Annotated in this window: 25 protein-coding genes and 1 pseudogene; 5 read left to right on the forward strand and 21 right to left on the reverse strand. The window is 69.0% G+C overall.

Translation table 11 applies throughout. From position 1 onward, the window contains the following. Positions 1-146 precede the first annotated feature (146 nt). Entirely contained in the window at positions 147-773 is a 627-nt protein-coding gene (locus ACWPN5_RS19920) for an ATP-dependent Clp protease proteolytic subunit (RefSeq protein ID WP_114859990.1), read from the forward strand. A 97-nt stretch (positions 774-870) separates the two neighbouring features. Here ACWPN5_RS19920 and ACWPN5_RS19925 read toward each other — a convergent pair whose 3' ends face one another. Beyond that, complete coding sequence (locus ACWPN5_RS19925) at positions 871-1,083, reverse strand: hypothetical protein (RefSeq protein WP_186465944.1); 213 nt, start codon at positions 1,081-1,083, stop codon at positions 871-873. A 75-nt stretch (positions 1,084-1,158) separates the two neighbouring features. Continuing rightward, positions 1,159-1,671 carry a hypothetical protein gene (locus ACWPN5_RS19930; protein ID WP_492297018.1) on the reverse strand — a complete coding sequence of 171 codons (513 nt, stop codon included), beginning with the start codon at positions 1,669-1,671 and terminating at the stop codon, positions 1,159-1,161. A 271-nt stretch (positions 1,672-1,942) separates the two neighbouring features. On the opposite strand from ACWPN5_RS19930, the gene ACWPN5_RS19935 reads away from it, so the two are divergent. After that, positions 1,943-3,427, forward strand: a complete 1,485-nt coding sequence (locus ACWPN5_RS19935; protein ID WP_492297020.1) for a tetratricopeptide repeat protein — start codon at positions 1,943-1,945, stop codon at positions 3,425-3,427. 4 nt (positions 3,428-3,431) lie between these two features. On the opposite strand, the gene ACWPN5_RS19940 is transcribed toward ACWPN5_RS19935, so the two are convergent. The 10 genes and pseudogenes from ACWPN5_RS19940 to rpoZ form a co-directional block, all read right to left on the reverse strand. Beyond that, on the reverse strand, positions 3,432-4,472 hold the full coding sequence (locus ACWPN5_RS19940) for a YcjF family protein (RefSeq protein WP_492297022.1): 1,041 nt from the start codon (positions 4,470-4,472) through the stop codon (positions 3,432-3,434). Beyond that, the gene (locus ACWPN5_RS19945; RefSeq protein WP_492297024.1) at positions 4,469-5,884 is read right to left on the reverse strand and encodes a YcjX family GTP-binding protein; all 1,416 of its coding nucleotides are present in this window, start codon (positions 5,882-5,884) and stop codon (positions 4,469-4,471) included. The genes ACWPN5_RS19940 and ACWPN5_RS19945 overlap by 4 nt, the downstream gene beginning before the upstream one ends. A gap of 78 nt (positions 5,885-5,962) precedes the next feature. Beyond that, positions 5,963-7,006: a GTPase Era gene (era, locus tag ACWPN5_RS19950; RefSeq protein WP_145680667.1), complete on the reverse strand. Its 1,044-nt coding sequence runs from the start codon at positions 7,004-7,006 to the stop codon at positions 5,963-5,965. Then, positions 6,999-7,748 carry a ribonuclease III gene (rnc, locus tag ACWPN5_RS19955; protein WP_200478808.1) on the reverse strand — a complete coding sequence of 250 codons (750 nt, stop codon included), beginning with the start codon at positions 7,746-7,748 and terminating at the stop codon, positions 6,999-7,001. The genes era and rnc overlap by 8 nt, the downstream gene beginning before the upstream one ends. Before the next feature lie 63 nt (positions 7,749-7,811). Further along, positions 7,812-8,582 (reverse strand): signal peptidase I, encoded by a 771-nt coding sequence (gene lepB / locus ACWPN5_RS19960; RefSeq protein WP_014198741.1) that lies wholly within the window; start codon positions 8,580-8,582, stop codon positions 7,812-7,814. Beyond that, positions 8,579-9,046, reverse strand: coding sequence for a holo-ACP synthase (gene acpS / locus ACWPN5_RS19965; RefSeq protein WP_492297027.1), 468 nt, complete (start codon positions 9,044-9,046; stop codon positions 8,579-8,581). Before acpS ends, lepB begins: the two co-directional genes overlap by 4 nt. After that, positions 9,043-9,796 (reverse strand): annotated as a pseudogene (locus tag ACWPN5_RS19970) (pyridoxine 5'-phosphate synthase). The gene acpS and the pseudogene ACWPN5_RS19970 overlap by 4 nt, the downstream one beginning before the upstream one ends. A gap of 99 nt (positions 9,797-9,895) precedes the next feature. Further along, entirely contained in the window at positions 9,896-10,318 is a 423-nt protein-coding gene (locus tag ACWPN5_RS19975) for an HIT family protein (protein WP_492297029.1), read from the reverse strand. Between the two features lie 40 nt (positions 10,319-10,358). Next, positions 10,359-12,530 (reverse strand): RelA/SpoT family protein, encoded by a 2,172-nt coding sequence (locus ACWPN5_RS19980; RefSeq protein WP_145680672.1) that lies wholly within the window; start codon positions 12,528-12,530, stop codon positions 10,359-10,361. Positions 12,531-12,635: 105 nt separating this feature from the next. Then, positions 12,636-13,082: a DNA-directed RNA polymerase subunit omega gene (gene rpoZ / locus ACWPN5_RS19985; protein WP_145672097.1), complete on the reverse strand. Its 447-nt coding sequence runs from the start codon at positions 13,080-13,082 to the stop codon at positions 12,636-12,638. 297 nt (positions 13,083-13,379) lie between these two features. Here rpoZ and ACWPN5_RS19990 point away from each other — a divergent pair, with 297 nt between their 5' ends. Then, on the forward strand, positions 13,380-13,961 hold the full coding sequence (locus tag ACWPN5_RS19990) for a LabA-like NYN domain-containing protein (RefSeq protein ID WP_145680673.1): 582 nt from the start codon (positions 13,380-13,382) through the stop codon (positions 13,959-13,961). A gap of 34 nt (positions 13,962-13,995) precedes the next feature. On the opposite strand, the gene ACWPN5_RS19995 is transcribed toward ACWPN5_RS19990, so the two are convergent. Then, positions 13,996-15,018: an esterase-like activity of phytase family protein gene (locus tag ACWPN5_RS19995; protein WP_492297032.1), complete on the reverse strand. Its 1,023-nt coding sequence runs from the start codon at positions 15,016-15,018 to the stop codon at positions 13,996-13,998. Positions 15,019-15,320: 302 nt separating this feature from the next. Here ACWPN5_RS19995 and ACWPN5_RS20000 point away from each other — a divergent pair. Both ACWPN5_RS20000 and ACWPN5_RS20005 read left to right on the forward strand, forming a co-directional pair. Next, positions 15,321-16,387 (forward strand): IS630 family transposase gene (locus ACWPN5_RS20000; protein WP_492296215.1). Its coding sequence is split into 2 segments (ribosomal slippage): positions 15,321-15,806 and positions 15,809-16,387, totalling 1,065 coding nucleotides; the frame shifts between segments, so codons are not numbered across the junction. Positions 16,388-16,433: 46 nt separating this feature from the next. Further along, complete coding sequence (locus ACWPN5_RS20005; RefSeq protein WP_492297034.1) at positions 16,434-17,126, forward strand: sensor histidine kinase; 693 nt, start codon at positions 16,434-16,436, stop codon at positions 17,124-17,126. Positions 17,127-17,147: 21 nt separating this feature from the next. Here the strand turns inward: ACWPN5_RS20005 and ACWPN5_RS20010 are convergent, their stop codons facing one another. From ACWPN5_RS20010 to ACWPN5_RS20045, 8 genes are all read right to left on the reverse strand, one after another. Then, complete coding sequence (locus tag ACWPN5_RS20010) at positions 17,148-17,552, reverse strand: NifB/NifX family molybdenum-iron cluster-binding protein (protein ID WP_492297036.1); 405 nt, start codon at positions 17,550-17,552, stop codon at positions 17,148-17,150. A gap of 78 nt (positions 17,553-17,630) precedes the next feature. After that, on the reverse strand, positions 17,631-18,164 hold the full coding sequence (locus tag ACWPN5_RS20015) for a MarR family transcriptional regulator (RefSeq protein ID WP_145680677.1): 534 nt from the start codon (positions 18,162-18,164) through the stop codon (positions 17,631-17,633). Between the two features lie 159 nt (positions 18,165-18,323). Next, the gene (locus ACWPN5_RS20020; RefSeq protein ID WP_492297037.1) at positions 18,324-19,133 is read right to left on the reverse strand and encodes a DUF2076 domain-containing protein; all 810 of its coding nucleotides are present in this window, start codon (positions 19,131-19,133) and stop codon (positions 18,324-18,326) included. Positions 19,134-19,225: 92 nt separating this feature from the next. Then, positions 19,226-21,643: an endopeptidase La gene (lon, locus tag ACWPN5_RS20025; protein ID WP_492297039.1), complete on the reverse strand. Its 2,418-nt coding sequence runs from the start codon at positions 21,641-21,643 to the stop codon at positions 19,226-19,228. 11 nt (positions 21,644-21,654) lie between these two features. Next, a complete protein-coding gene (locus ACWPN5_RS20030; protein ID WP_145680680.1) occupies positions 21,655-22,062 on the reverse strand; it encodes an Hsp20/alpha crystallin family protein in 408 nt (135 codons plus the stop codon). Between the two features lie 32 nt (positions 22,063-22,094). Next, a complete protein-coding gene (locus ACWPN5_RS20035) occupies positions 22,095-22,301 on the reverse strand; it encodes a DUF2934 domain-containing protein (RefSeq protein ID WP_145680681.1) in 207 nt (68 codons plus the stop codon). 168 nt (positions 22,302-22,469) lie between these two features. Beyond that, positions 22,470-22,721: a hypothetical protein gene (locus ACWPN5_RS20040; protein ID WP_145680682.1), complete on the reverse strand. Its 252-nt coding sequence runs from the start codon at positions 22,719-22,721 to the stop codon at positions 22,470-22,472. Positions 22,722-22,814: 93 nt separating this feature from the next. Further along, positions 22,815-23,642 (reverse strand): universal stress protein, encoded by an 828-nt coding sequence (locus ACWPN5_RS20045; RefSeq protein WP_492297042.1) that lies wholly within the window; start codon positions 23,640-23,642, stop codon positions 22,815-22,817. Positions 23,643-23,760 lie beyond the last annotated feature (118 nt).

Here is a 23,760-nt window from a genome sequence, read left to right on the forward strand (position 1 = left end):
ATTTGGCGTCGCGGCCCGTTGAACAAGGAACCGATACGGGCTATGTGGAGAAACGAGTGGCGTGGTTCGGTCCCCATCCGACATCCCAGGCCCCCGCAAGCCAAAGCCCCCCGGTAGACACGCCGACCTCAGGGAGTTCAAAAACGATGGCGCAAGACGGATACACCCGCTTCGACGACGAACCCGAGCAGGAGCCGGACGAGAAGTCGAAGGAAAGCGCCCCGCCGCCGTTCGCTGCCGTGCAGTCGAACCTGTTCAAGGCGCGCACGGTGCTGATCTTCGGGCAGATCGACATGAAGCTGGCGCAGGCCGTCTCGGCCCAGCTGCTGGCTCTGTCCCACGAGAGCAACGACGACATCACGGTCGTGGTGAACTCCCCCGGCGGCCACGTCGAGGCGGGCGACACCATTCACGACATGATCCGCTTCGTGAAGCCGCGCGTGAAGATGCTGGGCACCGGCTGGGTTGCCAGCGCCGGCTGCCACATCTTCCTGGCCGCGAAGAAGGAAGACCGCTACTGCCTCCCGAACACCCGCTTCCTGATCCACCAGCCACTGGGCGGCACCGGTGGCCGGGCGACGGACATCGCCATCGAGGCGAAGGAAATCATCCGCATGCGTGAGCGGCTGAACCGCATCATCGCGCGCGAGACCGGCCAGCCGGTGGAGAAGGTGTCGAAGGACACTGACCGGAACTACTGGATGCTGGCCGACGAAGCCCGCGAGTACGGCATCGTCAGCCACGTCATCGACACCTTCGACGAGCTGAAGTAAGCGGTCCTCCGGAACGCACGAAGCCCCTCTCCAGCGAGAGGGGCTTTTTTTATGGCCGCGGCGTGGCTGGAACGATCGAGCCCGTCGGCTCAGCCGCTCACACGACGATGTTGAGATTCTGCCCGCGCGTGGCCGTGACGTTCCCGCCGGCCGACGCACCGTCCGAGCCGCCCTGGAGCAGCGTGGCGATCGCTTGGTCCTGCTGCTGCGCGGTCTGGTTCAGCGTCTTAACGCCGAAGTCGATCTGGCCCTGCGCCTGCCGCAAGCCGACCGCGGCACCCAGGGTGGAGGAGGAGATGTCGAGACCCATCGGAGGATGCCTTCACAGAAAACAGGCGGCCCAAGGAAACAGGCGAACGGCGCTCTGTTGTCCGCATCGCGCCGGTCAGATGACCACGTTTACGGAACCGGCCCCCGCCGAGGGAGCGGCCGCCGCGTGGGCCACCATCGGGGTTGAGGCTACCACCGGTGCGGTGTGCGCGGAAGTCCCCTGTGACGGGCCGGAGCGGCCTCCGCTGGTCCCGGAATGGCCTGCGGCCCAACGGTGCACGGGGGAGCTGTTGGCGGATGTCCCGCCCTGCCCCGCGCCGTTCGGCTGGTCCTGCCCGTCCGAACCGCCGACCAGAAGCTCAAGCGACGCCTTCCCGCCCTTCCGGTCCTTCTGCGCCTCGCGGTACTGGCGCAGCGCCGCCTCGGTCGGGATCTGGTCGAGGGTCGCGCCGTCCTCCGGGCTGCGGAACAGCAGCACCAGCCGCGACGCGTCGGCATCGTAGCGGTAGGCGGTCTTCGTGTAGCGTCCGGACAGCAAGGTTTCGGACTGCCCGGTGGCCGGGTCCCCCCTAGAGGGAGTCCCGGTGTCGGCCGCGTTATCAACAGCGTCGCTGTTGCGGGCCGTCATGAAGGCCAACGGCCTTGCAGCCGTTGCGGTGGCGAGGGCCACGTTCATGACATTACACCGATGGTTGGACAATCCAGATCATATATTGCAGCCGCACTCGTGCATTGTAAAGGGTTCGTTCACCTTTTTTCCGGCTAGTCCGAAGGGCGGGCGCCCACAGGCTGTTTGCAGCACCAAGGTTTCGCATTCCAGGACCATCGGGACCGCTCCCCACCCTTTCTCACAGCCGTGACACTTGCGGAGGGGCGCCGGGGTGCTTAAGCCTGTAGGCATGGTTACGATCGCGGAAGCGCTGGCGCTCGCCCTGGAGCATCACCTGGCCGGCAGGCTGGCCGAGGCCCAGCAGCTCTACCACCGCATCCTGGATGTGGACCCGGACCAGCCGGACGCCCTGCATTTCCTGGGGGTTCTGGCCGGACAGGTGGGGGAGCAGGCGCTCGGCCTGCAACTCATCGCCCGCGCCATCGCCCAGCGGCCCGAGGCGTCGGACATGCACGCCAACAGCGGCAACATCCGCCGCTCCTCGGGACAACCGGAGGCGGCGGTGGAGGATTACCGGCACGCCGTCGCCCTCCAGCCGGATTTCGCCGAGGCCTGGACCGACATGGCAAACGCCCTGCGCAGCCTGGGCCGCTCCGCCGGAGCCATCATGGCGCTGGAACGCGCCGTCGCGTCCGCTCCCGGCCTTGCCATCGCGGTGGAACGCCTGGGCGCACTGCGTCACGAGGAGGGGCGTCTCCTGGTCGAGCAGGGGCGCGGCACCGAATCCCTGCCGCCGCTGGCCCGCGCCGCGGAACTGTTGCCGCTGGATGCCGACATCGCCTTTCTCTACGGAAACGCGCTGTTCGCCATGGGTTTGCGGGAGGATTCCACCCTCGCCTACCGCAACGCCCTGGCCATCACCCCGGATTTTCCGTCCGCCGCCGTCAATCTGGGGATCGCCCTGGGGGTCGTGGGCCGGCTGGAGGACTCCGCCCGCGCGCTGGAGCGGACCGCCCGTCTGGATCCCCGTCATCTCGACGCCATAGACCGGCTGGTCGTCGCCCTCGCCTTCCTCGGCCGGGACGACGAGGCCGCGGAATGGGGGGAGCGCGCGCTGGACCTGAAGGACCGGACGGCCATCGACACGGCCCCCGCCCTGCCCCCGCTGCCCGCCCAGCCGCGCGGCGTGGAGCGACGGCACCGCAACGTCATCGCCTTCAGCCTGTGGAGCGGCCAGCCGGCCGGTGCCCACGATCCGGTCGAGATTCTGCGGCGTACCGTCGCGCTGTATCCGGGTTGGACCTGCCAAGTCTATCACGACGACGGTCTGGCCGACGACCGGTTGGTCGAGCTGGCCGCGACGGGGGCCGACCTCGTGGCGGTGACGCCCACCGCGCCGACCGGCGGCCCTTATTGGCGGCTGGCCGCCGCCGACGACCCGACGGTGGCGCGTTTCCTCTGCCGGGACTGGGACGCCCTGCCGTCCGCCGACGGAAAGGCGGCCGTCGATGCCTGGATCGCCTCCGGCCAGCCCTTCCACGTCCTGCGCGACGGGGTGCTGCACACCGAGGTGATGGCGGGCGGTCATTGGGGCGGCGTCGCCGGGCTGCTGCCCGACCTGCTGCCGCTGGCCGAGCGGCACGCCGCCGCCGAGCCGGACCGGACGCAGGATCACCGGTTCCTGCGCCGCATCGTCTGGCCGATGATCCGCGACCGCGCCCTGGTCCACGACCGGACCCACCCCCGGCACGGCCGGCCCTTTCCCACGCCGTGAGCGGCTACAACACCTGCTTCGGCAGGGACAGCAGCTCCTTGCGGATCTGGCCCATGCTCGGCCGGTTGTCGGGACCGAAGGCGATGGGGCGGCACAGATGCATGGCGGTCAGACCGACCCGCGCGGTCAGCAGGCCGTTGATCACTCCCTGCCCCATGCGGGTGGAAATGGCCGCGGCGATGGAGCCGCCCAGCGCCTCGACGGCGACGTGGTGGGCGCTTTCCGCCACCCCGGCGACGGCGAGGTTGGCGAGCATCCGCCGCAACAGCCGCAGCGACCCGACGTAACCGGGCCGCGCGCCGTAGAGCGCCGCGATCTCGCGCACCAGTTTCAGGTTGCGCCACAGCACCACCGCGAGGTCGACGACCGCCGCCGGGCTGAGCGCCGTCGCCACCGCCGTGTCGCGCGAGGCGCGCAGGACGGTCTGGTAGGCGCGACGGTCCAGCGGCCCCATCACCTCGCGGTCGAGCAGGCGCAGGATTTCCGCGTCGTCGTGGGCGTCGGTCACATGGTCGCGCACCCGCTCCAGCGCGGGCGTCAGATCGGGACGGCCTTCGTAGAGGCGGGTCAGCGACCCGGCGAAGCGCTCGGCGTGGCCCGGCTCCCCGGCCTTCGTCACGATCTCCGTGGACAGACGCCCCGCCTCGCCGCGCAACTCCTCGATCTTGCGCAGGCGGCGCAGCGCGCGCAGTTCGCGCAGCAGCATCGCCAGCGCCGCCCCGCCCGCCACCGCCACGGCGGCGGCCACCAGCACGCCCAGCGCGGCGCTGGTGGCGAAGGCGCGGTTGAACAGGTCCCAGGTGTCGAAGCCCAGCGCGATCAGCACCAGCGCCGCGACCGACCCGGCCAGCCAGCGGCCGAACCGGCTGCGCGGCCGGCCCTCCGCCAGCAGCGCGGGCAGACGCTCCGCCGCTGAACCGGACAGGGGGCCGGCCAGGGGGCCGGCGATGATCGCCTCCTCCTCCGCCGCAGGCACGGCGGCGGCGCGGGTGGGGTCCAGCTCCATCGGCGGGACCCAGTGGCGGTCGCGCGTGCGCTCGCTCATTCCAGATAATCCCCCAGCAGGAACTGCATGGCCTGATCCAGGCGGATGTGCGGCAGACCGCGCGCCTCGCGGGCGAGGTCGGCCGGCGGCTGGAAGGCCATGAAGTTGTACGGCCGCTCCTGCCCCGGCGGAAAGTCGGCGTCCTCGGGAATTTCACCGGGGAACAGCACGGTTGGACGGTCGCGACCGAGCGGGACGCCGCGCACGCAGCGCAGTTGCCGTTCTTCGTGCTCGGTCACCACCGTCTCGGTCGACTTCAGGGCGGCGATGGCCATGGTCTCCACCCGCGCCCCTTCGAAGCGGATGCCGGCGCGGGCGTCGGACACCAGCCGGTCCAGCAGGTGGCGCAGGCTGTTGTGCTGGTGCGAGGCGACATGGTCGGCCTTGGTCGCGGCGAACAGCACACGGTCGATCTTGCGGCCCAGCAGCCAGTCCAACCAACTGCTGGACCCGTGGCGGAAGGGCTCCAGGCTCAGTTCCAGGGCGCGCTTCATGTCCGCCATGCCGGCCGGGCCGGAGTTCAGAGCCCCCAGCACGTCGATGAGGACGATCTGGCGGTCGAGCCGGGCGAAATGCTCGGCGAAGAAGCGACGGACGACCTTAGACTTGTAGGCCTCGTAACGGTCCTCCATCAACGCCCACAGGCTGCCGCGGGTGCGCGGACGGTCGCCCGGCAGCGGGCAGAAGGTCAGCAGCGGCGCGTTCGCCATGTCCCCCGGCTCGACGAAGCGCCCCGGCTGGATCAGGCTCAGCAGATTGTCGGAGCGGCGGCAGGCGTGAAGATAGTCGGTGAACAGCGCCGCACCACGCCGCGCCTGCTCCTCCTCCGCCGGGGCCGCCGTGTCGATGGTGGCGAGCCAGCCGCGCCAGGACACCGACAGCTCGTCGCGCGGCGCCCGGCCGGCCAGCTCCAGGGTCAGCGCGCTCCATTCCGCGAAGGACTGGTGCAGCAGCGGCAGGTCGAGCAGCCATTCGCCGGGATAGTCGACGATGTCGAGATTCAGCGTGGCGACCGGCTGCACCGTGCGCTTCAGCACGGCGTTCGGGCGGTAGCGCATCGACAGGCGGAGCTGGCTGATGCCCTGGGTTTCCTTGGGCCAGCGGGGAATGGGCCCGGTCAGCTCCGCCAGCCGCTGCTCGACCTCGAAACGGGGAACCTGGGCGTCGGGCTGCGGGCGCAGGCGCGACGCCTGGAAGCGCCCGGACGACACCACGTCCAGGAAGGGAAGCCGCCCGGCCTTCAGGAGGTTGTCGACCAGCGAGGTGACGAAGACGGTCTTGCCGGCCCGCCGCAGCCCGGTGACGCCGAGACGGACGTCCTGCTCCAGGATGCCGCCGGAAACGAGATCGCCGGCCCGCCCCAACAGGCGCGAGCCGGCGTCGTACAGGTCGTTGAAAATGGGCACGCGCACGGTCAGCCGGTCAGTGGATGGAAGGGCGCCCTTCTATATGGGGGACCGTCCGTCCACGCCTATACCCTGACCGGCGCTTTAGGAGGCCCCGAAGTCGAGGTTCCAGGCCTCGTAGCGCTCCGGATCGTTCTCCCAGTCCTCGCGCACCTTGACGAACAGCATCAGGTGGACGCGCTGCTCCAGCATCTCCTCCAGCTCGGTGCGGGCGGCCTGCCCGAGCGCCTTGATGCGGGTGCCCTGCTTGCCGAGCACGATGGCCTTCTGGCTGTCGCGCTGGACATAGACGACCTGGGAGATCTTGACCGACCCGTTCTCGAACTCCTCCCATTGCTCGGTCTCGACCGTCGCCGCGTAGGGGAGTTCCTGGTGAAGCTGCTGGAACAGCTTCTCGCGGGTGATCTCCGCCGCCAGCAGGCGCATCGGCATGTCGGAGATCTGGTCCTCCGGGTAGTGCCAGGGGCCTTCCGGCATGCGGGCGGCCAGGAAGCCGCGCAGATGCTCCACCCCGTCGCCGGTCGAGGCGGACAGCATGAAGATGTCGGTGAAGATGCCTTCCTGGTTGAAGCTGTCGGCAAGGCCCAGCAGCTTCTCGCGCGGCACGAGGTCGATCTTGTTCAGGATCAGGATGGCCTTGCGCCCCTGCTCCTTCAGCCGGGCGATGATGCCCTGGGTGTCCTGGTCGATGCCGCGGCGCGACACGTCGAACAGCAGGCCGACCAGATCGGCGTCCTCCGCCCCCTGCCAGGCCGCCGCCACCATGGCGCGGTCCAGCCGGCGCTTCGGCTTGAAGATGCCGGGGGTGTCGACGAAGATGATCTGGCTGTCGCCGGCGATGGTGATGCCGAGCACGCGCGTGCGGGTCGTCTGCACCTTGGAGCTGACGATCGACACCTTGGAGCCGACCATCGCGTTCAGCAGGGTCGACTTGCCGGCGTTGGGCGCGCCGACCAGGGCAACGAAGCCGCAGCGCGGGTTCTCGGGCACATAGACGGCCTCTTCGGCGACGGCCTCTTCGGCGCCTTCTTCAGCACCGCTGTCGGCACCCTCATCCACGCTCTCGCTCACGCCCTCGTCCTTATCGTCGAAATCGTCGTCTTCAAACTTGTCGCGGCCGTCAGTCATCGACCTGCACTCCCAATTGGCGCAGCAAGGCGCTGGCCGCTTTCCGTTCGGCGACCCGCTTGGACGGGCCGGTGGCCGTCACCGGCTCCATGCCCTTCAGCCGGACCGCGATGCGGAACACCGGCTCGTGCGCCGGGCCGCTCTGCTCGATCAGTTCATAGGTGGGGATGGGACGCTTGTTGCCCTGCGCCCATTCCTGCAACGCCGTCTTGGAATCCAGCGGCGGCGGGTCCGCGCGGTCGATCTGTCCGGCCCAGGCCCCGCGGATGAAGTCCCGCGCCTTGTCCATGCCGCCGTCCAGATAGAGCGCCCCGATCACCGCCTCGCAGGCGTCGGCCAGGATGGTGCGGTTGCTGCGCCCGCCGCTCTGCGCCTCCGCCGGGGACAGGCGCAGGTAGCGCCCGAGCTGCAGCGTGTCGGCGACGCGACTCAGCGCCTCCCGCCGGACCAGCGAGACGTGCCGCTTGGCGAGCGCGCCCTCGCGTTCGTTGGGGAAGCGCTCCAGCAACCATTCGGCGATGACGAGGCCGAGCACCCGGTCGCCCAGGAACTCCAGCCGCTCATAGGCGAGGCCGGGTCCCTGCTCGGGCCGCCCGCCGTGGGCGTTGCGCTCCAGCCCCATCAGGCTGGGATGGGTGACCGCGTCGGCCAACCGTTGCGGGTCGGCGAAGCGATGGCCGACGGCCGCGGCCAGCTCCGCTAGGTCGGCGGAATCGGCGCTCACGTCCGGATCGGACGCCATGGGGGTCCCCCGTTCTTCAGGGCTCACAATAACAAATCTCCGCGCCCCAGTGCTCGACGGGGCTCACTTCACAGCGTTGAACAGGCGGCTGAACCGCAGGTCCGCCGGCCAACGCCACACTTCGAAGAAGCGCGTCCCATCCTCCAACGAGAAGAACAGGAATTCGGCGCGCCCGACCAGATTCTCCATCGGGACATACCCCACCTGCGACGGGACGCGGCTGTCCAGCGAGTTGTCGCGGTTGTCGCCCATCATGAACAGATGGTTCGCCGGCACCTTGAAGGCCGGGGTGTTGTCGAGCGGACCGTTGTCCGACTCCTCGATGATGCGGTGGCTGCGCCCGCCCGGCAGGGTTTCCACATACTGGGCAATGCGGACCTCGCGGCCCAGCGCGTCGCGAGACACATAGTCCTCGATGCGCTCGCGCTTCACCGGCTGGCCGTTGATGTGCAGCACGCCGCCGGTCACCTGGACGGTGTCGCCCGGAAGCCCGATGACGCGCTTGATGTAGTCGGTCTTGTTGTCGCGCGGCAGCTTGAACACGGCGACGTCGCCGCGCTCCGGCGCGTGGCCCAGGATGCGGCCCTCGAACAGCGGCAACCCGAAGCCGACCGTGTACTTGCTGTATCCGTAGGAGAACTTGGACACGAACAGGTAGTCGCCGATCAGCAGCGTCGGGATCATCGACCCGGACGGGATGTTGAAGGGCTCGAAGGCAAAGGTCCGCACGCCGAAGGCGATGATGACCGCGTAGAAGACCGTCTTCACCGTCTCGGCAAAGCCGCCTGTCTCTTTGGATTTGCCGGTCAAGGCGGTCTCTCTGTTCATGGTCATGCGGAGGGTGCCGTGGAGGTGGTGATGGAGGTGTCGGCGGAGGGGGCGGCCGGTTCGGCGCTGATGATGACGAAGGCCTCGGCCATCGGATACTCGTCGGTCAGCGTCACGTGGATGCGCGCCTGCATGCCCGGCGGGGTGATCGCCTGCAGCCGCTCCAGCGCGCCGCCGGTCAGGCGCATGGTCGGCTGGCCGGAGGGCAGGTTCACCACCCCCATGTCGCGCCAGAACACGCCGTCGCGGAATCCGGTGCCCAGCGCCTTGGAGCAGGCCTCCTTGGCGGCGAAGCGCTTGGCGTAGGTCGCGGCCCGGGCGCTGTGCTTGCCGGCGGCGCCGGCGCGGCGCTCCGACTTGGCGCGCTCCACGTCGGTGAAGATGCGGGCGATGAAGCGGTCCCCGAAACGGTCCAGCGACTGCTCGATCCGGCGGATGTCGATCAGGTCGTTCCCGATGCCAAGGATCATGAGACGCCTCCGCTTGCCAAACGGGCGTCCTTCATGACGGCGCGCATGCGCTGGAGCGTGTTGCCCAGCCCGACGAAGATCGCCTCGCCGATCAGGAAATGGCCGATGTTCAGCTCGACGATGGTCGGTATGGCGGCGACCGCGCCGACCGTCTCGTAGCTCAGCCCATGGCCGGCGTGGCACTCCAGCCCGATGGCCTCGGCGTGAGCCGCCGCCCGGACGATCCGCTCCAGCTCCGCCGCGCGCTCCGCCCCGGCGGGCGCGTCGCAGTAGGCGCCGGTGTGCAGTTCCACCACCGGCGCGCCCAAGGCCTTCGCTGCGTCGAGTTGCGCCGGTTCCGGGTCGATGAACAGCGAGACGCGGATGCCTGCGGCGCCGAGTTCGCCGACGAAGCGCTTGAGGGTGCCCATCTGCCCGGCGACGTCCAGCCCGCCTTCGGTGGTGACCTCGGTGCGCTTCTCCGGGACGAGGCAGCAGGCGTGCGGCCTGTGGCGCAGCGCGATGCCGAGCATCTCGTCCGTCGCCGCCATCTCCAGATTTCAGCGGCAACCGGCTCTCCGCCATCAGCCGTTCGATGTCGGAATCGATGATGTGGCGGCGGTCTTCGCGCAGATGGGCGGTGATGCCGTCGGCCCCGGCCTCGGCGGCGAGCTTCGCCGCGCGCACGGGATCGGGGTGACGCCCGCCCCGCGCGTTGCGGACGGTCGCCACATGGTCGATGTTCACGCCGAGGCGCAGAGGGCGGGGCATAGGCTCGAAACTCCGGTATCGCGCCGGTCCCGCATCCTGCATCCGGCGGGCACCGGTTCTCCCTGCTATATAGCGGCGGTGCAGCGTCGCGTCACGCCGTCATTCGACGACGTGATGCGCGACGATCCGCTCGGCGAGCGCCTTCAGCTCCTCGATGGGCGGGTCATGGCGCGGCCAGACCAGATCGGCGCCGTCGTTCTGATAGCGCGGCACCACATGCACGTGGATGTGCGGCACCGTCTGCCAGCCCGCCGGTTTGTTGGTCTGGAGAATCGTGACCCCCTCCGGCGAAAAGGCCGCCTGGACGGCGCGGGCGACCTTGTGGACGGTGCGGAACAGGGCCGCCGCCTCGTCCTCCGTCACGTCCAGAATGGTCGGGGCCGGGCGCTTCAGCGCCACCAGCACATGGCCGGGATTGACCTGACCGGCGTCCATGAAGGCGAAGGTCTCCGCATCCTCGTACACCACCGCGCAGGGCAGCTCCCCGGCGATCAGGCGGCTGAAGATGGTCGGGCTGGACATGCTTCCCTCGCTTCCGATGGGCGCGACCGGGCGGGCGCCCTCACCGCCCCCGCGCCCGCTCCACCGCGTTGATGGCGGGGGTGGCGCGCAGGGCCGCCATGATGTTGGTCAGATGCTTGGCGTCCTTCACGTCGATGTCGATCAGCAGCTCGAAGAAGTCGGTGTTGCGGCTGGTGATCTTCAGGTTCGTGATGTTGCCGCCGTTCTTGCCGATGACCGTGGACAGCGTGCCGAGAGAGCCCGGCTCGTTGTTGACCACCAGCGAGATGCGCCCGACATGCTCCTCGGGGCTGTCCGGTCCGATGTCCCAGGCGACGTCGATCCAGCGCTCCGGCGACTCGTGGAAGCTCTCCAGCGTCTCGCAGTCGATGGTGTGGATGGTCACGCCCTTGCCGGTGGTCACGATGCCGACGATGCGGTCGCCCGGCAGCGGGTGGCAGCAGCGGGCGTAATGGACCGCCATGCCGGGGATCAGACCGCGGATCGGCAGCGGCGCGTTGTGGCCCTTTACCTTCGGCTTGGGCTTCGGAACCGTGATGGCGTTCTTGTCGTCGCCTTCCTTCGTCGTCGCCACATGCGGCTTGTGGCCGGGGAAGACGGCGTGGAAGACCTCGCGGCCCGAATGCAGCCCCGACCCGACGCTGGCCAGCAGATCGTCGGCGCTCGGCTGCTGGAAGATCTTGATGACGCCTTCCAGCGCCTTTTCCGAGAACTCGTAGCCTTCCGACTTGAACTGGCGCTGCAGGATGGCGCGGCCCAGCTCGATGTACTGGGTGCGCTGCTGGGTGCGCAGGAACTTGCGGATGCGCGCCCGCGCCTTGCCGGTGACGACGAAGCGCTCCCAGCCCGGAACCGGGGTCTGGGCTTTGGAGGTGATGATGTCGACCTGATCGCCGTTCTGCAGCTGCGTGCGCAGCGGCAGCATCCGCCCGTTGATCTTGGCGCCGACGCAGTGGTCGCCGACCTCCGAGTGGACGGCGTAGGCGAAGTCCACCGGGGTGGCGCCGCGCGGCAGCGCGATCAGATCGCCCTTCGGCGTGAAGCAGAAGACCTGGTCCTGGAACAGCTCCAGCTTGGTGTGCTCCAGGAACTCCTCGGGCTTCTGGGCGTGCTCCAGGATGTCCAGGAGCTCGCGCAGCCAGCGGTACTCGCGCCCCTGCTGGGTGCGCGGCTCGCCCTGCTTGTAGGCCCAGTGGGCGGCGACGCCGAGTTCGCAGATCTCGTGCATGTCGCTGGTGCGGATCTGCACCTCGATCCGGTTGCGCTCCGGACCGATCACCCCGGTGTGGAGCGAGCGGTAGCCGTTGGGCTTGGGCGTCGAGATGTAGTCCTTGAAGCGTCCCGGAACGACCGGGTAATGGGCGTGTATGACGCCCAGCGCCTGGTAGCATTCCGGCACCGTGTCCACCATGATCCGGAAGGCCATGATGTCGGACAGCTGTTCGAAGCTGACATTCTTGCGCTGCAGCTTGCGCCAGATCGAGTAGGCGGTCTTCTCGCGCCCGGTGACTCCGGCGTTGGGCAGACCCTCCTCCGCCAGCGTGCCGCGGAGTTCCTGGATGATCCGCTGGACGCGGTTCTCGCCTTCGGTGCGCAGGCGGGAGAGCTGGGCCAGGATGCTGTCGCGGGCGTCCGGATTCAGCTCCGCGAAGGAGAGATCCTCCAGCTCGTCCTTGACCTGGTGCATGCCGATGCGCTCGGCGAGCGGCGCGTAGATCTCGATCGTTTCGCGGGCGATGCGCTTGCGCTTGTCCGGATTCTTCAGATGGAACAGCGTGCGCATGTTGTGCAGCCGGTCGGCCAGCTTCACGAGGAGGACGCGGATGTCCTCCGACATGGCGAGCACCAGCTTGCGGAAATTCTCGGCTTGCTTGGCCTGCTCGCTGTGCAGTTCCAGGCGCGACAGCTTGGTCACGCCGTCGACCAGACGGGCGATCTCCTTGCCGAAGTGCTTCTCGATGTCCTCCAGCGTGGCGACCGTGTCTTCGACCGTGTCGTGCAGCAGCGCCGTCGCGATGGTCCCGGCGTCCAGCTTGAGCTGGGTGAGGATGCCGGCGACCTCCAGCGGGTGGAGGAAATAAGGGTCGCCCGAGGCGCGGGTCTGGGAGCCGTGCGCCTTCATGGAGAAGACGTAGGCGCGGTTGAGCAACTCCTCGTCCGCCGAGGGGTCGTACGCCTTGACGCGTTCGACAAGCTCATATTGCCGGATCATGCCACCCGACCCGGCGCAGCGTGCGCCATGAAGTTTCGCAAATGATTGGTTTGTCGACGGAATAGGGGGCCGTCGGCCCCCAAGACCGGTCGCTGTCGGTCAGCGTCAGAGATCCCCGTCCGCATCGCGGCCGACGACATCGTCCTCGGTCTCGCCGAAGGCCGCCGCCGGATCGCTCTCCATGTCGGACATCAGATCGTCGCCTTCGCCGACCTCCTCCGCCTCGCTCATCCCGTCCTCGTCCTCCAGCGACGTGTCGCCGCGGGCGGCCCAGTCGTGCTCGCCGGCCATAAGCTCGACGATCTCCTCCTCGGGCTCGTCCGGCTCGACGTGCTTCTGGTGGCCCTTGATCAGGGCGTTCTTCAGATGCTCCAGCATCACCGTCTCATCGGCGATCTCGCGCAGGGCAACGACCGGGTTCTTGTCGTTGTCGCGGTCGATCGACAGCGGGGCGCCGGACGCGATCTCACGCGCGCGCTGGGCCGCCATCATCACCAGCTCAAACCGGTTCGGAACCTTGAGGACGCAATCTTCGACGGTAACGCGGGCCATACCAAACCAACTCCGGGATCTGCGAAGGGAACCGAATATATTGATGCGTTCGCGCCGGCGCAAGCGCTTCGAGCCTCGTCGGGTCCACCCGCCGTACCCCGCCCGCAGAGGCCCCATGCCCGCGCGCCCCCTTGCTCGCGCGTAGACGAACCCCTACGTTACTTATCTGGTGAATCGCAATTTCGCGTATGCCTGAGATATAATTCAATCCATCGTGGAAGGATTACGAAATTGGATCGCAATACGACTTTGCCGAAAGATGTTACGAAGCTCTTTTATAAGGAAGAGCGTCTGGCGATGTTCATCGACGGAGCCAATTTGTACGCAGCCGCCCGGTCCCTGGGCTTCGATATCGACTACAAGCGCCTGCGCGACGGCTTCGCCTCGGAAGGAAGACTGGTGCGCGCCTTCTACTACACCGCGCTGGTGGAGGATCAGGAGTACTCGCCGATCCGGCCGCTGGTCGATTGGCTGGACTACAACGGCTACACCATGGTGACCAAGCCGACCAAGGAGTTCACCGACGCCTCGGGCCGCCGCAAGATCAAGGGCAACATGGACATAGAGCTGGCCATCGACGTCATGGAGATGGCCGAGCGGGTGGACCACATCCTGCTCTTCTCGGGCGACGGCGATTTCCGCCGGCTGGTCGAGGCGGTGCAGCGCAAGGGCGTGCGGGTCAGTGTCATCAGCACCGTGCGCTCCCAGCCGCCGATGGTCGCCGATGAGTTGCGCCGTCAGGCCGACAACTTCATCGAGCTCCAGGACCTCGCCCCGAGCATCGCCCGCGTCCATCACCACCGCGAGCCGATGGGCAATCCGGGTTCCCCGGGCTCCCCGGAAATCCCCAGCCAGGGCGGCCCCTACGCCAACTTCTGATAAGCACTATTCACCGCGGGGCGTGCCTGACCGGTCAGCGCCCCGCCACGGCGGGCTTGAGCGCGTTGGCCGGAAGCTGGAACATCATCAGATAGGTCCGTTGGAGCGGGCTGCGGTTGTCGTCGGAAACGACGTAGACCAGCAGATCGCCGTCCGGGCCGGGGCGCACCGCCAGCCCTTCGAAATTGTCGGTCAGCAACGGCGGTTCCAGACGCGCCAGTTCCACGCCATCCATCGTCGCACCGCCGCGCAGCGAATCCGCCGGCACATGGACGATGCGCGCCGCCCAGCCGCCCAGCAGGGATACCCGCCGTTCCAGCACCAAGACCCCGCCGTCCGGCAGGGGCGCCGCCGCCGTGGGACGGAAGCGCGGCGCGGCGCGGTAGGTCAGCGGTTGCCAGTCCCCGCGCTTCTTCAGGTCGGCGGGAGCAATCCAGGCGTGGCGTTCCCGGACTCCGTTGTCGTCCCCTTCCTCGATGGCGAGAATGCGGCCGTCGGCCAGCGCCGCCAGAGCCTCGACCCCGCCGTTCGACGGCGCCGACTCCAGGCCGGGCGGAGTCGGGAACTTGCGCGGCTGCCCCTCGGGCCGGGCGGCGCCCTCGTAACGGAGGATGCGGTGGTTGCGTTCGAACGGCACCAGCCAGCCGCCGTCCGGCAGGCGGGCAAGGTCCTCCGAATCATTGAGCCGGCCACGGTAGTCCGGGTCCTTGTCGAGGGCGAGCGGGCGGACATCATACTGTCCGGCGCCCGCCAGACGGCCCTGGGCGTCGTAGGACAGGCGTCCGGTGACGCTCTTGCCGAGGTCGGACACCGCGACGAAGCGGTCGCCCGAGTCGCTGACCCAGAGGCCGGACAGGCCGCCAACCCCCGCCCCAGCGGGCAGGCGGAGGGCGCCACGAAATCGCAGGGCGCCGACCTCCGAAAGATCGGGACGGTCGCGGTCGAGCGCAACCGGAACGGACGACTCGGCGGGCCCGCCGTTGCCGGCCACCGCGGCGCAGCCGCCGGCCACGGCCAGCAGGGCGCAGAAGGGAATCACCAAGGTTCTCAAACGCATGGCGGCACTCATGCCACGACGGGACGGCCAGGGGAACGCATTTTCCGGCTTGCCCCGCCTGCCCATGCTTCCGACCTTTCGTCCGCCGGCCGCATAAGCCCTGCCCCTCCGCCCGAACGTGGACGAACGAATTGGATATGCGCAGAGGGTTAATTCCTCAGAACCAATTCGGGAGTGGGTTCAAGCGCATAAATTGTTCTGTACCTAAGTAATACCGGCGAGCGGAGCCGCTGACTCACTGAGAGGGATTCCCAAGGCCGGCAACCCGTGATTCGATTCCCCATCGCGATGGGGAGGAGCGAATGCCAGCGGCGTTGCCGATCCGGGAAGACCTGAGCGCCAGCGAATTGCGTGCTTTGGCGCGGCGGGAGAACAAAGGGCGGGTGGCGGCACGCATGTTCGCCATCGCCCATGCGCTCGACGGGGTGAGCCGGGCGGAAGCGGCGCGGCTGGCCGGCATGGACCGCCAAGCCCTGCGCGATGCGGTGGTGCGCTACAACGCCGAAGGCGTCGCCGGACTCTATGATCGTCCGCTGCCCGGCCGTCCGGAATGGCTGACCGAAGGCGAGCAGGCGACGCTCAAGGCCATCATCCTGGCCGGTCCCGATCCCAAGCGGCATGGCTGCGTGGAATGGACCCTGCCGATCCTGTGCGAGGTGATCGCCGACCGCTTCGCCAAGACGCTGCATCCGGCCAGTCTGTCGCGCATCGTGCGTCGGCTGAACCTGTCGAAGCAGAAGACGCGGCCCCGCCATCCGCAGTCCGACGCCAAGGCCCAGGCCGCCTTCCAAAAAAGGGGCTGCGCGAAGCGCTGAAGGCCGCGGCCGCCGCGCATCCGGAGCGGCGCCTCCAACTCTGGTTCCAGGACGAAGCGCGCATCGGCCAGAAGGGCCGCACCACGCACCGCTGGTGGGAGCGCGGGCAGCGTCCGGCCGGGCTGTGCGACAAGCGCTTCACCTCGGCCTACCTCTACGCCGCCGTCTGCCCGGCCAGCGGCGCCGACTTCGCGCTGGTCATGCCGACCGTCTCCACCACCGCCATGAGCCTGTTCCTGGACGGCTTCTCCCGAAGCCTGGAACCGGACGTCCAGGCGGTGCTCGTGCTCGACCAGGCCGGCTGGCATGGATCGCGGACGCTGGTCGTGCCTGACACCATCACGCTGGTGCCGCTGCCGCCCTACAGTCCGGAGTTGAACCCGGTCGAGCGCGTCTGGCTGTACCTGCGTGAGCGCTTTCTGTCCCACCGGCTACTGGACGACTACGACGCCGTCGTCCAGGCCTGCTGTGACGCCTGGAACGCCCTCACCGCCACACCGGAGCGCCTACGCTCCCTCACCAGCTATCCGTGGCTCCCATGTGTCAGTGCTTAAGCTCGGCGGTATAAAACATTGCCCAGCTTCAGCCGAGAATTGCGTGATGCCCAATCCCCTCCGGTCCCGGCCGGTCGCCCTGCCTGCTGATCGCCCCGCAACCGGTTCGGGAGCGCCGGAGGACCCAATCGCGGAACGCATCCGCGAGTTGGAGGCTGAACTGCGCGAGCTTCAGCACCGGGCCAAGAACAGCCTCCAGCTCGTCATCAGCCTGCTCAAGCTGCAGACGGGCCGCATCCGCGATCCGGACGCACGCGCCGCCTACGAGCAGACGCTGGTGCGCATCGAAGCGCTGGCCATCCTCTACCGCCAGCTCCACGAGTTGGGCACCGGCACCCATGTAAATCTGGGCCGCTACATCGAATTGCTGGCCGACGCGGTGAAGCACGGGACGCCCGGCGGCCTCGCCAACGTGCCGATCGAGGTGAAGAGCGATCCCATCCAGATCGGCCTCTACGAGGCCATGCCGCTGGGACTGATCACCGCGGAGCTGATCACCAACAGCCTGCACCACGCCTATCCCGAACAGGGCTGGATCCGCGTGTCGATCACCCAGGAGCAGAACGGCCGCGCCCGCCTGATCGTCGAGGACAACGGGCGCGCCCTGCCCGCCGGCTTCGACACGACGGCGGAGGACGGGCTGATGCTCGCCGAGGCTCTGGCCGCCCAGCTCGGGGACACGCTGAACACGGAAAGCGACGCCGCCGGGACCACCGCCAGCGTGTCCTTTCCCGTCTGATGACGGCGGCGCCTCGATGATCTAGGCCGGCGCCCCGTGGCGCTCCTGCGGGGTGTCCCCGGGGCCGTGGTCGTGATGCTCGTGGGGATGCTCGGGCGGCGGCGCGGTCTTGACGGACCCCGCGAACCAGTCGCGGATCGCCTGCGCCGGGTCGCTCTCCAGCGTGGTCACCGGCTCGATGCCGCGGCGCTTCATGTGGTTGATGAAGCCCTCGCCGGAGGAGCCGGTGATCACCACCCGCACCGCGTCGATCGGATGGGGGCGGCCGTCGCCGGCGAGGTGGAGCACCTCATCCTCGGCCAGTTCGATCCGCGAGACCTCCACGGGCTCGCCGCCCGCCTCGGCTTCGAAGACCAGGAAGCGGCGCGTGCGTCCGCCATGGGTGGCGATGCTGCGGTAATCCTGCGTGCCGACGGCGAACCTCATCCCACATCCCCCTCAAAGCCCAGCGGCCTTACCGTGGCACGGCGTCCCGCCGCGCACACTGAGGGAGGTCAATGCGCGTCAGAGGATTTCCGTTTCGTCGGAGCGGATGACGTCCGTCCATTTGCGCTCCAGACGGCGCAGCGTGCGGTAGGTGACCTCGAAATCCTGGCTGTCGCCGTCGGTGCGGATCAGCCCGTCGGAGTGGACCGACGCCATGTGGCGCAGCCGCTCGCACAGCTCCAGCCCGCGGGGCGACAGCTTCAGCCGGGCGGCGCGCTTGTCGCGCGGCGAAGCGGAGCGGTCGACATAGCCGCTGTCCACCAGCTGCTTCAGGTTGTAGGAGGCGTTGGAGCCGAGGTAATAGCCGCGCTCGATCAGGTCGCGCACGCTGATCTCGCCGTTGGAGATGTTCAGCAGCATCATCACCTGCACCGGGCTGATGTCGTCGATGCCGATGCGGGACAGCTCGATTCGCAGAACGTCGAGAAACCGGCGGTGCATCCGTTCGATGATCCGCGCCACCTCATGGTACATCTGGGTGGCAGAGGCCTTGCGCTCAGCGTCGGTGCGCTCGGCGTCTTCGGTCGGCTGGGGCTGAACGAGCGTCGTCATGGGCCTCGGTTCTGCGTGGGGATCGGGAAATATGGCCTGCCTTGCCCAACGCACCGTAGGGACCTAACTGTTTAATTTATATTAACTGTGATGGCGGCACGAAGGCGCACCGGACCTTTCCCAAAGGTTGGCACGCCTTCCGCCAAGGACTGGATAAGGTCAGATCCAGCTGTCGTCTCCACCGCCATCGCCGCCGCCGTCGTCGAACGAGGAGTTGTCGGCCTGATAGTCGACATTCTGGAGGTTGTTGTCCTCCGGCGGGAAGCCTTGGTCGGCCGCCTGATCCGCGGAGTCGCCGTAGTAGTTGTTGATGATCGTCTCGCCATGGCTGGCCGTCTGGCCCGCCGCCGCAGCAGCCTCGCCGAACGGTCCCGGCGAGTGGCTGAGCATCGAGGAGATGGCGCTGGCCGCCAGCATGCCGCCGGCCACGCCCGCCGCCGTCTGCGCGGCACCGCTCAGGAAGCCCCCGCCGCGCGGCGCGTAGCCCTGCGGGGCGAATCCGGGCGGCGGGGCATAGACGGGCTGGGGCGGATAGGCGGGCTGTCCATAACCAAGCTGGCCGCCGGCCTGCGGGGCGGCGCCCCACGGGCTGCGCGGGGGGGCGGCCGGGGACTGCATCGGTGCCGGAGCGGACGGCTCCGCCGGACGGTTGCCCCCGCCGGCCCACGGGCTGCGCCCCAGCCCCAGCGCGTTGGAGAGGAAGCTGCCGCCGGACGGCTGGGCCTGGGGCTGCTGGGCGCGGGACTGCGCCTCCTTCACCTGCCGCTCCAGATCCTCGATGCGCTGCTGGGCGGCGGTCAGCGCCTGCTGCTGCACCAGGACCGACTGCGCCATGTAGTAGGCGGCGGCAGGCTGGCCCTGGATCATCTGCTGGATGAAGCGTTCCGCCTCCGGATCGCGGGGTTGGTTCTCCACCTCGCGCAGGTGCGTGAACAGATCGGAAAGGAGGGTGCGTTCCTCGGGCGTCATGATCGTCTCCTGTGCGCGCTCCGTGCGGGCGCGCCATTGATGTGGCGCACCGCACCCCCGGTGCGCAAGGGGCCCGGCCCCTGCGGAGAACGCTACCCGGCCTTGCGCTCCGCCGCCTCCGCGGAGGGCTCCGGCACCAGCGCCGCGCGGACGGCATCGTCCACCCGCTCCAGCCAGACGAAGCTCAGCCGCTCGCGCACCGCCGCCGGGATGTCGTCGAAATCCTTGCGGTTGCGGGCGGGCAGCATCACCGTCTTCAGCCCGGCGCGCTGGGCGGCCACCACCTTCTCGCGGATGCCGCCGACCGGCAGAACCAGACCGCGCAGGCTGATCTCCCCGGTCATCGCCGTATCGGAGCGGATGCAGCGGCCGGACAGCAGCGACACCAGGGCCGTGAAGATCGCCACGCCGGCGGACGGCCCGTCCTTCGGGATGGCGCCGGCCGGGACGTGGATGTGGATGTCGAAACGGTCCAACCCCTCCGGGTCGAGGCCGAGGTCTTTCACCCGCGACTTGACGAGGCTGAGGGCGGCCTGGGCGCTCTCCTTCATCACCTCGCCCAGCTGGCCGGTCAGGATCAGCCGCCCCGAGCCGGAAAAGCGGCTGGCCTCGATGAACAGGATGTCGCCGCCGACCGGCGTCCAGGCGAGGCCGGTCGCCACGCCGGGCACGCTGGTGCGCATCGCCACGTCGTTCTCGAAGCGCGGCGGCCCGAGGATCGCCGTCAGGTCCGCCGGCTCCACCCGCATCCGCTCGACCTCGCCCTCGGCAATGCGGACGGCGGCGTAGCGCCCGACCGCGCCGATCAGCCGTTCCAGTTGGCGGTTCCCAGCCTCCCGCGTGTGGTCCCGGATGATCGCGCGCAGCGTGTCGTCGGGGATCTCCAGCTGCTCCGCCGTCAGCCCGTTCGCGGTGAGCTGACGGGCCAGCAGGTAGCGCCTGGCGATCTCCAGCTTCTCGTCCTCGGTGTAGCCGGACAGCTCGATCACCTCCATGCGGTCGCGCAGCGGGCCGGGGATGGTGTCCAGCATGTTGGCGGTGGCGATGAACATCACCTTCGACAGGTCGAAGGGCACGCCCAGGTAATGGTCGCGGAAAGTCGCGTTCTGCTCCGGGTCCAGCACCTCCAGCAGGGCGGCCGAGGGGTCGCCGTGGAAGCCCTGCCCCAGCTTGTCCATCTCGTCGAGCATCAGCACGCAGTCGCGCGTTCCGGCCTTGCGGATGGCCTGGACGATGTTGCCGGGAAGCGCCCCGACGTAGGTGCGGCGGTGGCCGCGGATCTCGCTCTCGTCGTGGACGCCGCCCAGCGAGACGCGGGCGAAGGCCCGCCCGGTCGCCCGCGCGATGCTCTGGCCGAGCGAGGTCTTGCCCACCCCCGGCGGGCCGACGAAACACAGGATGGGGCTGCGCCCCTCCGGGTTCAGCTTGCGCACCGCCAGGAATTCCAGGATGCGGCGCTTGACCTTCTCCAGCCCGTAATGGTCCTCGTCGAGGATGCGCCGGGCCTCGGCGATGTCGATCCGCGATTCCGACCGGCGGTCCCACGGCATCTCGATCAGCCAGTCCAGGTAGCTGCGGACCATCGAGTACTCCGCCGCCGCCTCCGGCATGCGCTCCAGCCGGCGCAGCTCCTTCTCGGCGTGCTCGCGAACGTCGGGCGGCATGCCGGCCTTGGCGATGGCGTCCTGAAGCTCGCCGATCTCGGCCTGCCGCCCCTCGTCGGCCTCGCCCAGTTCCTTCTGGATGGCGCGGAGCTGCTCGCGCAGCAGATATTCCCGCTGCCGCTCATCCATCGCCTCGCGGGTGCGCTCGCGGAGGTCGCGCGACAGCCGCAGCACCTCGATCCGCCGGGCGAGCAGGCCGCCGACCTTGTCGAGCCGCTCCGGCAGGTCAACGGTCTCCAGCACCTCCTGTTTCTCGGTGGGCTTAAGGTCCATGTAGCTGGCGGTCATGTCGGCCAGCTCACCGGGGCTTTCGAGCGCCTGGACGGCGGCCAGCAGCTCCTGCGGGGCCTGGGGCAGCAGTTGCAGCGCCTCCACCGCCTCGTTGCGCAGGTTCAGGAAGCGGGCCATGACCTCCGGTGTGGCGGCGTCGCTCTCCTCGATCATCTCCACGCGGGCGGCCATGAAGGGATGGCCCGGCACCCACTCGACGATGCGGAAGCGCTGCTGCCCCTGGCACACCAGATGGTGGGAGCCGTCGGGCGTGGTGACGTAGCGCAGAATGCTGGCGGTCGTCCCGACGCGGTGCATGTCGGCGCCGGTCGGCTCCTCCACCGCCTCGTCGCGCTGGAGCAGGATGCCGACCGGCCGCTCGGTGCGGGCCGCCTCCTGCGCCGCGGCGACCGAGCGCGCCCGACCGACCGTCACCGGCAGCACCACTCCCGGAAACTGCACGAGGTTGCGCACCGGAATGACCGGGATCACGTCCTCCGGCAATCCTGAGATGGGCGGCGCGGCGGATGACGCCTGGGACGTTGGCGTCGCTTCGGCGGCATGTTCATCAGTCATTCCGACGTCCTTCATCCCATCTTGTCGAGCGTCAGGACAAGGCAGCCCGCCGACAGCTCGCGCCGTCCCATGCGGAAGGCCCCGGCGGGCAGCTCGATCCGCCGCTCGAAGCGGCCATGGGGAATCTCAAGCCGATGGATGATCCCATCGCAGCCCAGCGGCAGCGTCCGCTCCCCGGCAACCACCAGAACGCCGTCCTCGACGGCGACGTGAAGCTGCTCCGCGCCGACGCCGGGAAGGGCGACCACGATGGTCACCGCATCCTCGGTCTCGTAGACGTCGACGGGTGGAGTCCAGCAGGCGCGGCGCAAACCGGGCGGGGCCGGGCGGAAGAACTGGCGGTGCAGCCGCTCGGCGCGGTCCAGCAGTTCGACGGCCTCCGACCACATGAAGGACGCGGGATCACGGCGGGGCGGCATGGCGTCTCCTTGGGGAACGGGTGTGGCGGACGTCAGATGCCCGCGCCGGAATCCGCGGAGGCTCGGGCGGGAGTGCCGGGATCGGAGGCACCCGGATCGGGGCCTTCGTTCTTCGCCCGCTCATCCTCCTCCTGGAGTTCGCGGCAGGCGCGCTCCCAATGCTCGGCGCGGCGGCCTTCGGGGCGCCCCTCCTGCTCCCAGATCTCGTAGGCACGGTGGCGGATGCGGTGCTCGTCCATCGCGGCGTTCCCCTCCTTCCCGCCCCGGCCGCAGGCATGGCCCGTCCGGCCGCAAGAACCGGGGCTCCTTCGTCCCTTCAGCAACGGCGGGGAGTTCGCAGGCGTTCCGCCGACCATGCGGACATCAGACGGAAGAAAGGCCAATGGCCCCTTTTGAGTTCTGGTTTTTTAAAGGCGGTCCGGCCCGTCCGTGGGGTCGGGACGGCCCGCCGCCTCGTCGTGGCCGCTGCGGTTGCTGAGGAAGACCAGGGCCATCAGCCCGATGGCGACGGCGCTGGTCAGCACGGCGCCGCCAACCAGGGCGAGCAGGCCCGGCAGGCTGAGGCCGAACAGGTCGAAGCCCGTTGCCGCCCAGGCGGCGAACAGCGCCGCCAGGACAATGGCGGGACAGGCGATCAGGAAGACGCGGAGCCAGGACATGCACGCTCTCCAGCCGGTGCCGGGACAACCTCTAGATGGCCGCCCGGCATGGCGGAGGAAAGCCCGCGACTCCTTTCCGTCTTCCGGACGGTGTCAGTGGGAGAGCAGCAGCGGCACCGGGCAGGTGCGCAGGACATGGCGCGTCCCGCCGCCGCGGTGCAGGAAGGGGAAGCCGTAATGGCCGTGCGCGCCCATCACCAGCAGGTCGGCACCGGAGTCGATGCTGCGGGCGAGAAGCGCGTCCATGGCGCCGATGTCGGTCACCGTAAAATGCGTCTGGTCGGCCGTCACGCCGTGCAGCGCCAGATGGTCGAGCAGGCCGATGCGCTGCGGCTCCGTCCCGGCCGGCGGGGCGGCCTGGGTCAGCACGGTGATGACCGTGACCTCGCCGGCGCCCTGGAGGAAGGGCATGGCGTCGGACAGGGCGCGGGCGGCCTCGCGCTCGGCGTTCCAGGCGACGGCGACGCGCTTGCCGATCACCGGGAAGGTGCCCGCGAAGGGCAGAACCAGCACCGGGCGGCCCGAATTCAGCACCACCTGCTCGTTCAGCTCCTCCGGCGCCACGCCGTCGGCGGGGGCGCTGCGGTCGAACTGGCCGAGCACCGTCAGGTCGGCGAAGCGCGACCAGATGATGACCTCGCGGATGACGTGGTTGTGCTCGCCATGGGTCAGGCCGTGCCACTGGCCCTGCAGGCCCGACGCCTGGAGCTTGTCGCGGAACATCGTCTCGCTGCGGGCGGCGGCCTGCTCCAGATGGTCGCTGGAGCGGCGGGCGATGACGCTGGTGGCGCTGCGGTCCGGCTGGGCGAACAGGCCGCGCAGGAAGGCGCCGCTGGTCTTCGCCAGGGCGATGGCCGCGTCGAGGCGCGTTTCCACCTGCGGGCCGGAATTGAGATGCACGAGGATGTGCTTGTAGGCCATGAAACTCCTCCCTTTGTTGTTGTCCGGGCCGTTGTTCTTGTTCGGGCGGGCGTGCCCGGAGGCGACGCACCGGCACCGATTGTTCCTCTTGCGGCGCCGCAACGCCAGCAGGAAAAAG

The sequence above is a fragment of the Azospirillum sp. UENF 211521 genome (assembly GCF_058780535.1).

Bases quoted from the DNA above. Each gene is read 5' to 3' on its own strand.
- ACWPN5_RS20015 (WP_145680677.1), bottom strand. From the start codon at position 18,164: ATGACGACGCTCGTTCAGCCCCAGCCGACCGAAGACGCCGAGCGCACC.
- rnc (WP_200478808.1), bottom strand. From the start codon at position 7,748: ATGGCGTCCGATCCGGACGTGAGCGCCGATTCCGCCGACCTAGCGGAG.
- ACWPN5_RS20020 (WP_492297037.1), bottom strand. From the start codon at position 19,133: ATGACGCCCGAGGAACGCACCCTCCTTTCCGATCTGTTCACGCACCTG.
- ACWPN5_RS20040 (WP_145680682.1), bottom strand. From the start codon at position 22,721: ATGTCCTGGCTCCGCGTCTTCCTGATCGCCTGTCCCGCCATTGTCCTG.
- ACWPN5_RS19930 (WP_492297018.1), bottom strand. From the start codon at position 1,671: ATGACGGCCCGCAACAGCGACGCTGTTGATAACGCGGCCGACACCGGG.
- ACWPN5_RS19920 (WP_114859990.1), top strand. From the start codon at position 147: ATGGCGCAAGACGGATACACCCGCTTCGACGACGAACCCGAGCAGGAG.
- ACWPN5_RS19995 (WP_492297032.1), bottom strand. From the start codon at position 15,018: ATGCGTTTGAGAACCTTGGTGATTCCCTTCTGCGCCCTGCTGGCCGTG.
- era (WP_145680667.1), bottom strand. From the start codon at position 7,006: ATGACTGACGGCCGCGACAAGTTTGAAGACGACGATTTCGACGATAAG.
- ACWPN5_RS19935 (WP_492297020.1), top strand. From the start codon at position 1,943: ATGGTTACGATCGCGGAAGCGCTGGCGCTCGCCCTGGAGCATCACCTG.
- ACWPN5_RS19990 (WP_145680673.1), top strand. From the start codon at position 13,380: ATGTTCATCGACGGAGCCAATTTGTACGCAGCCGCCCGGTCCCTGGGC.
- lon (WP_492297039.1), bottom strand. From the start codon at position 21,643: ATGACTGATGAACATGCCGCCGAAGCGACGCCAACGTCCCAGGCGTCA.
- ACWPN5_RS19980 (WP_145680672.1), bottom strand. From the start codon at position 12,530: ATGATCCGGCAATATGAGCTTGTCGAACGCGTCAAGGCGTACGACCCC.
- lepB (WP_014198741.1), bottom strand. From the start codon at position 8,582: ATGACCATGAACAGAGAGACCGCCTTGACCGGCAAATCCAAAGAGACA.
- ACWPN5_RS20035 (WP_145680681.1), bottom strand. From the start codon at position 22,301: ATGGACGAGCACCGCATCCGCCACCGTGCCTACGAGATCTGGGAGCAG.
- ACWPN5_RS20005 (WP_492297034.1), top strand. From the start codon at position 16,434: ATGCCCAATCCCCTCCGGTCCCGGCCGGTCGCCCTGCCTGCTGATCGC.
- ACWPN5_RS19925 (WP_186465944.1), bottom strand. From the start codon at position 1,083: ATGGGTCTCGACATCTCCTCCTCCACCCTGGGTGCCGCGGTCGGCTTG.
- acpS (WP_492297027.1), bottom strand. From the start codon at position 9,046: ATGATCCTTGGCATCGGGAACGACCTGATCGACATCCGCCGGATCGAG.
- ACWPN5_RS19975 (WP_492297029.1), bottom strand. From the start codon at position 10,318: ATGTCCAGCCCGACCATCTTCAGCCGCCTGATCGCCGGGGAGCTGCCC.
- ACWPN5_RS20010 (WP_492297036.1), bottom strand. From the start codon at position 17,552: ATGAGGTTCGCCGTCGGCACGCAGGATTACCGCAGCATCGCCACCCAT.
- ACWPN5_RS19940 (WP_492297022.1), bottom strand. From the start codon at position 4,472: ATGAGCGAGCGCACGCGCGACCGCCACTGGGTCCCGCCGATGGAGCTG.
- rpoZ (WP_145672097.1), bottom strand. From the start codon at position 13,082: ATGGCCCGCGTTACCGTCGAAGATTGCGTCCTCAAGGTTCCGAACCGG.
- ACWPN5_RS20045 (WP_492297042.1), bottom strand. From the start codon at position 23,642: ATGGCCTACAAGCACATCCTCGTGCATCTCAATTCCGGCCCGCAGGTG.
- ACWPN5_RS20030 (WP_145680680.1), bottom strand. From the start codon at position 22,062: ATGCCGCCCCGCCGTGATCCCGCGTCCTTCATGTGGTCGGAGGCCGTC.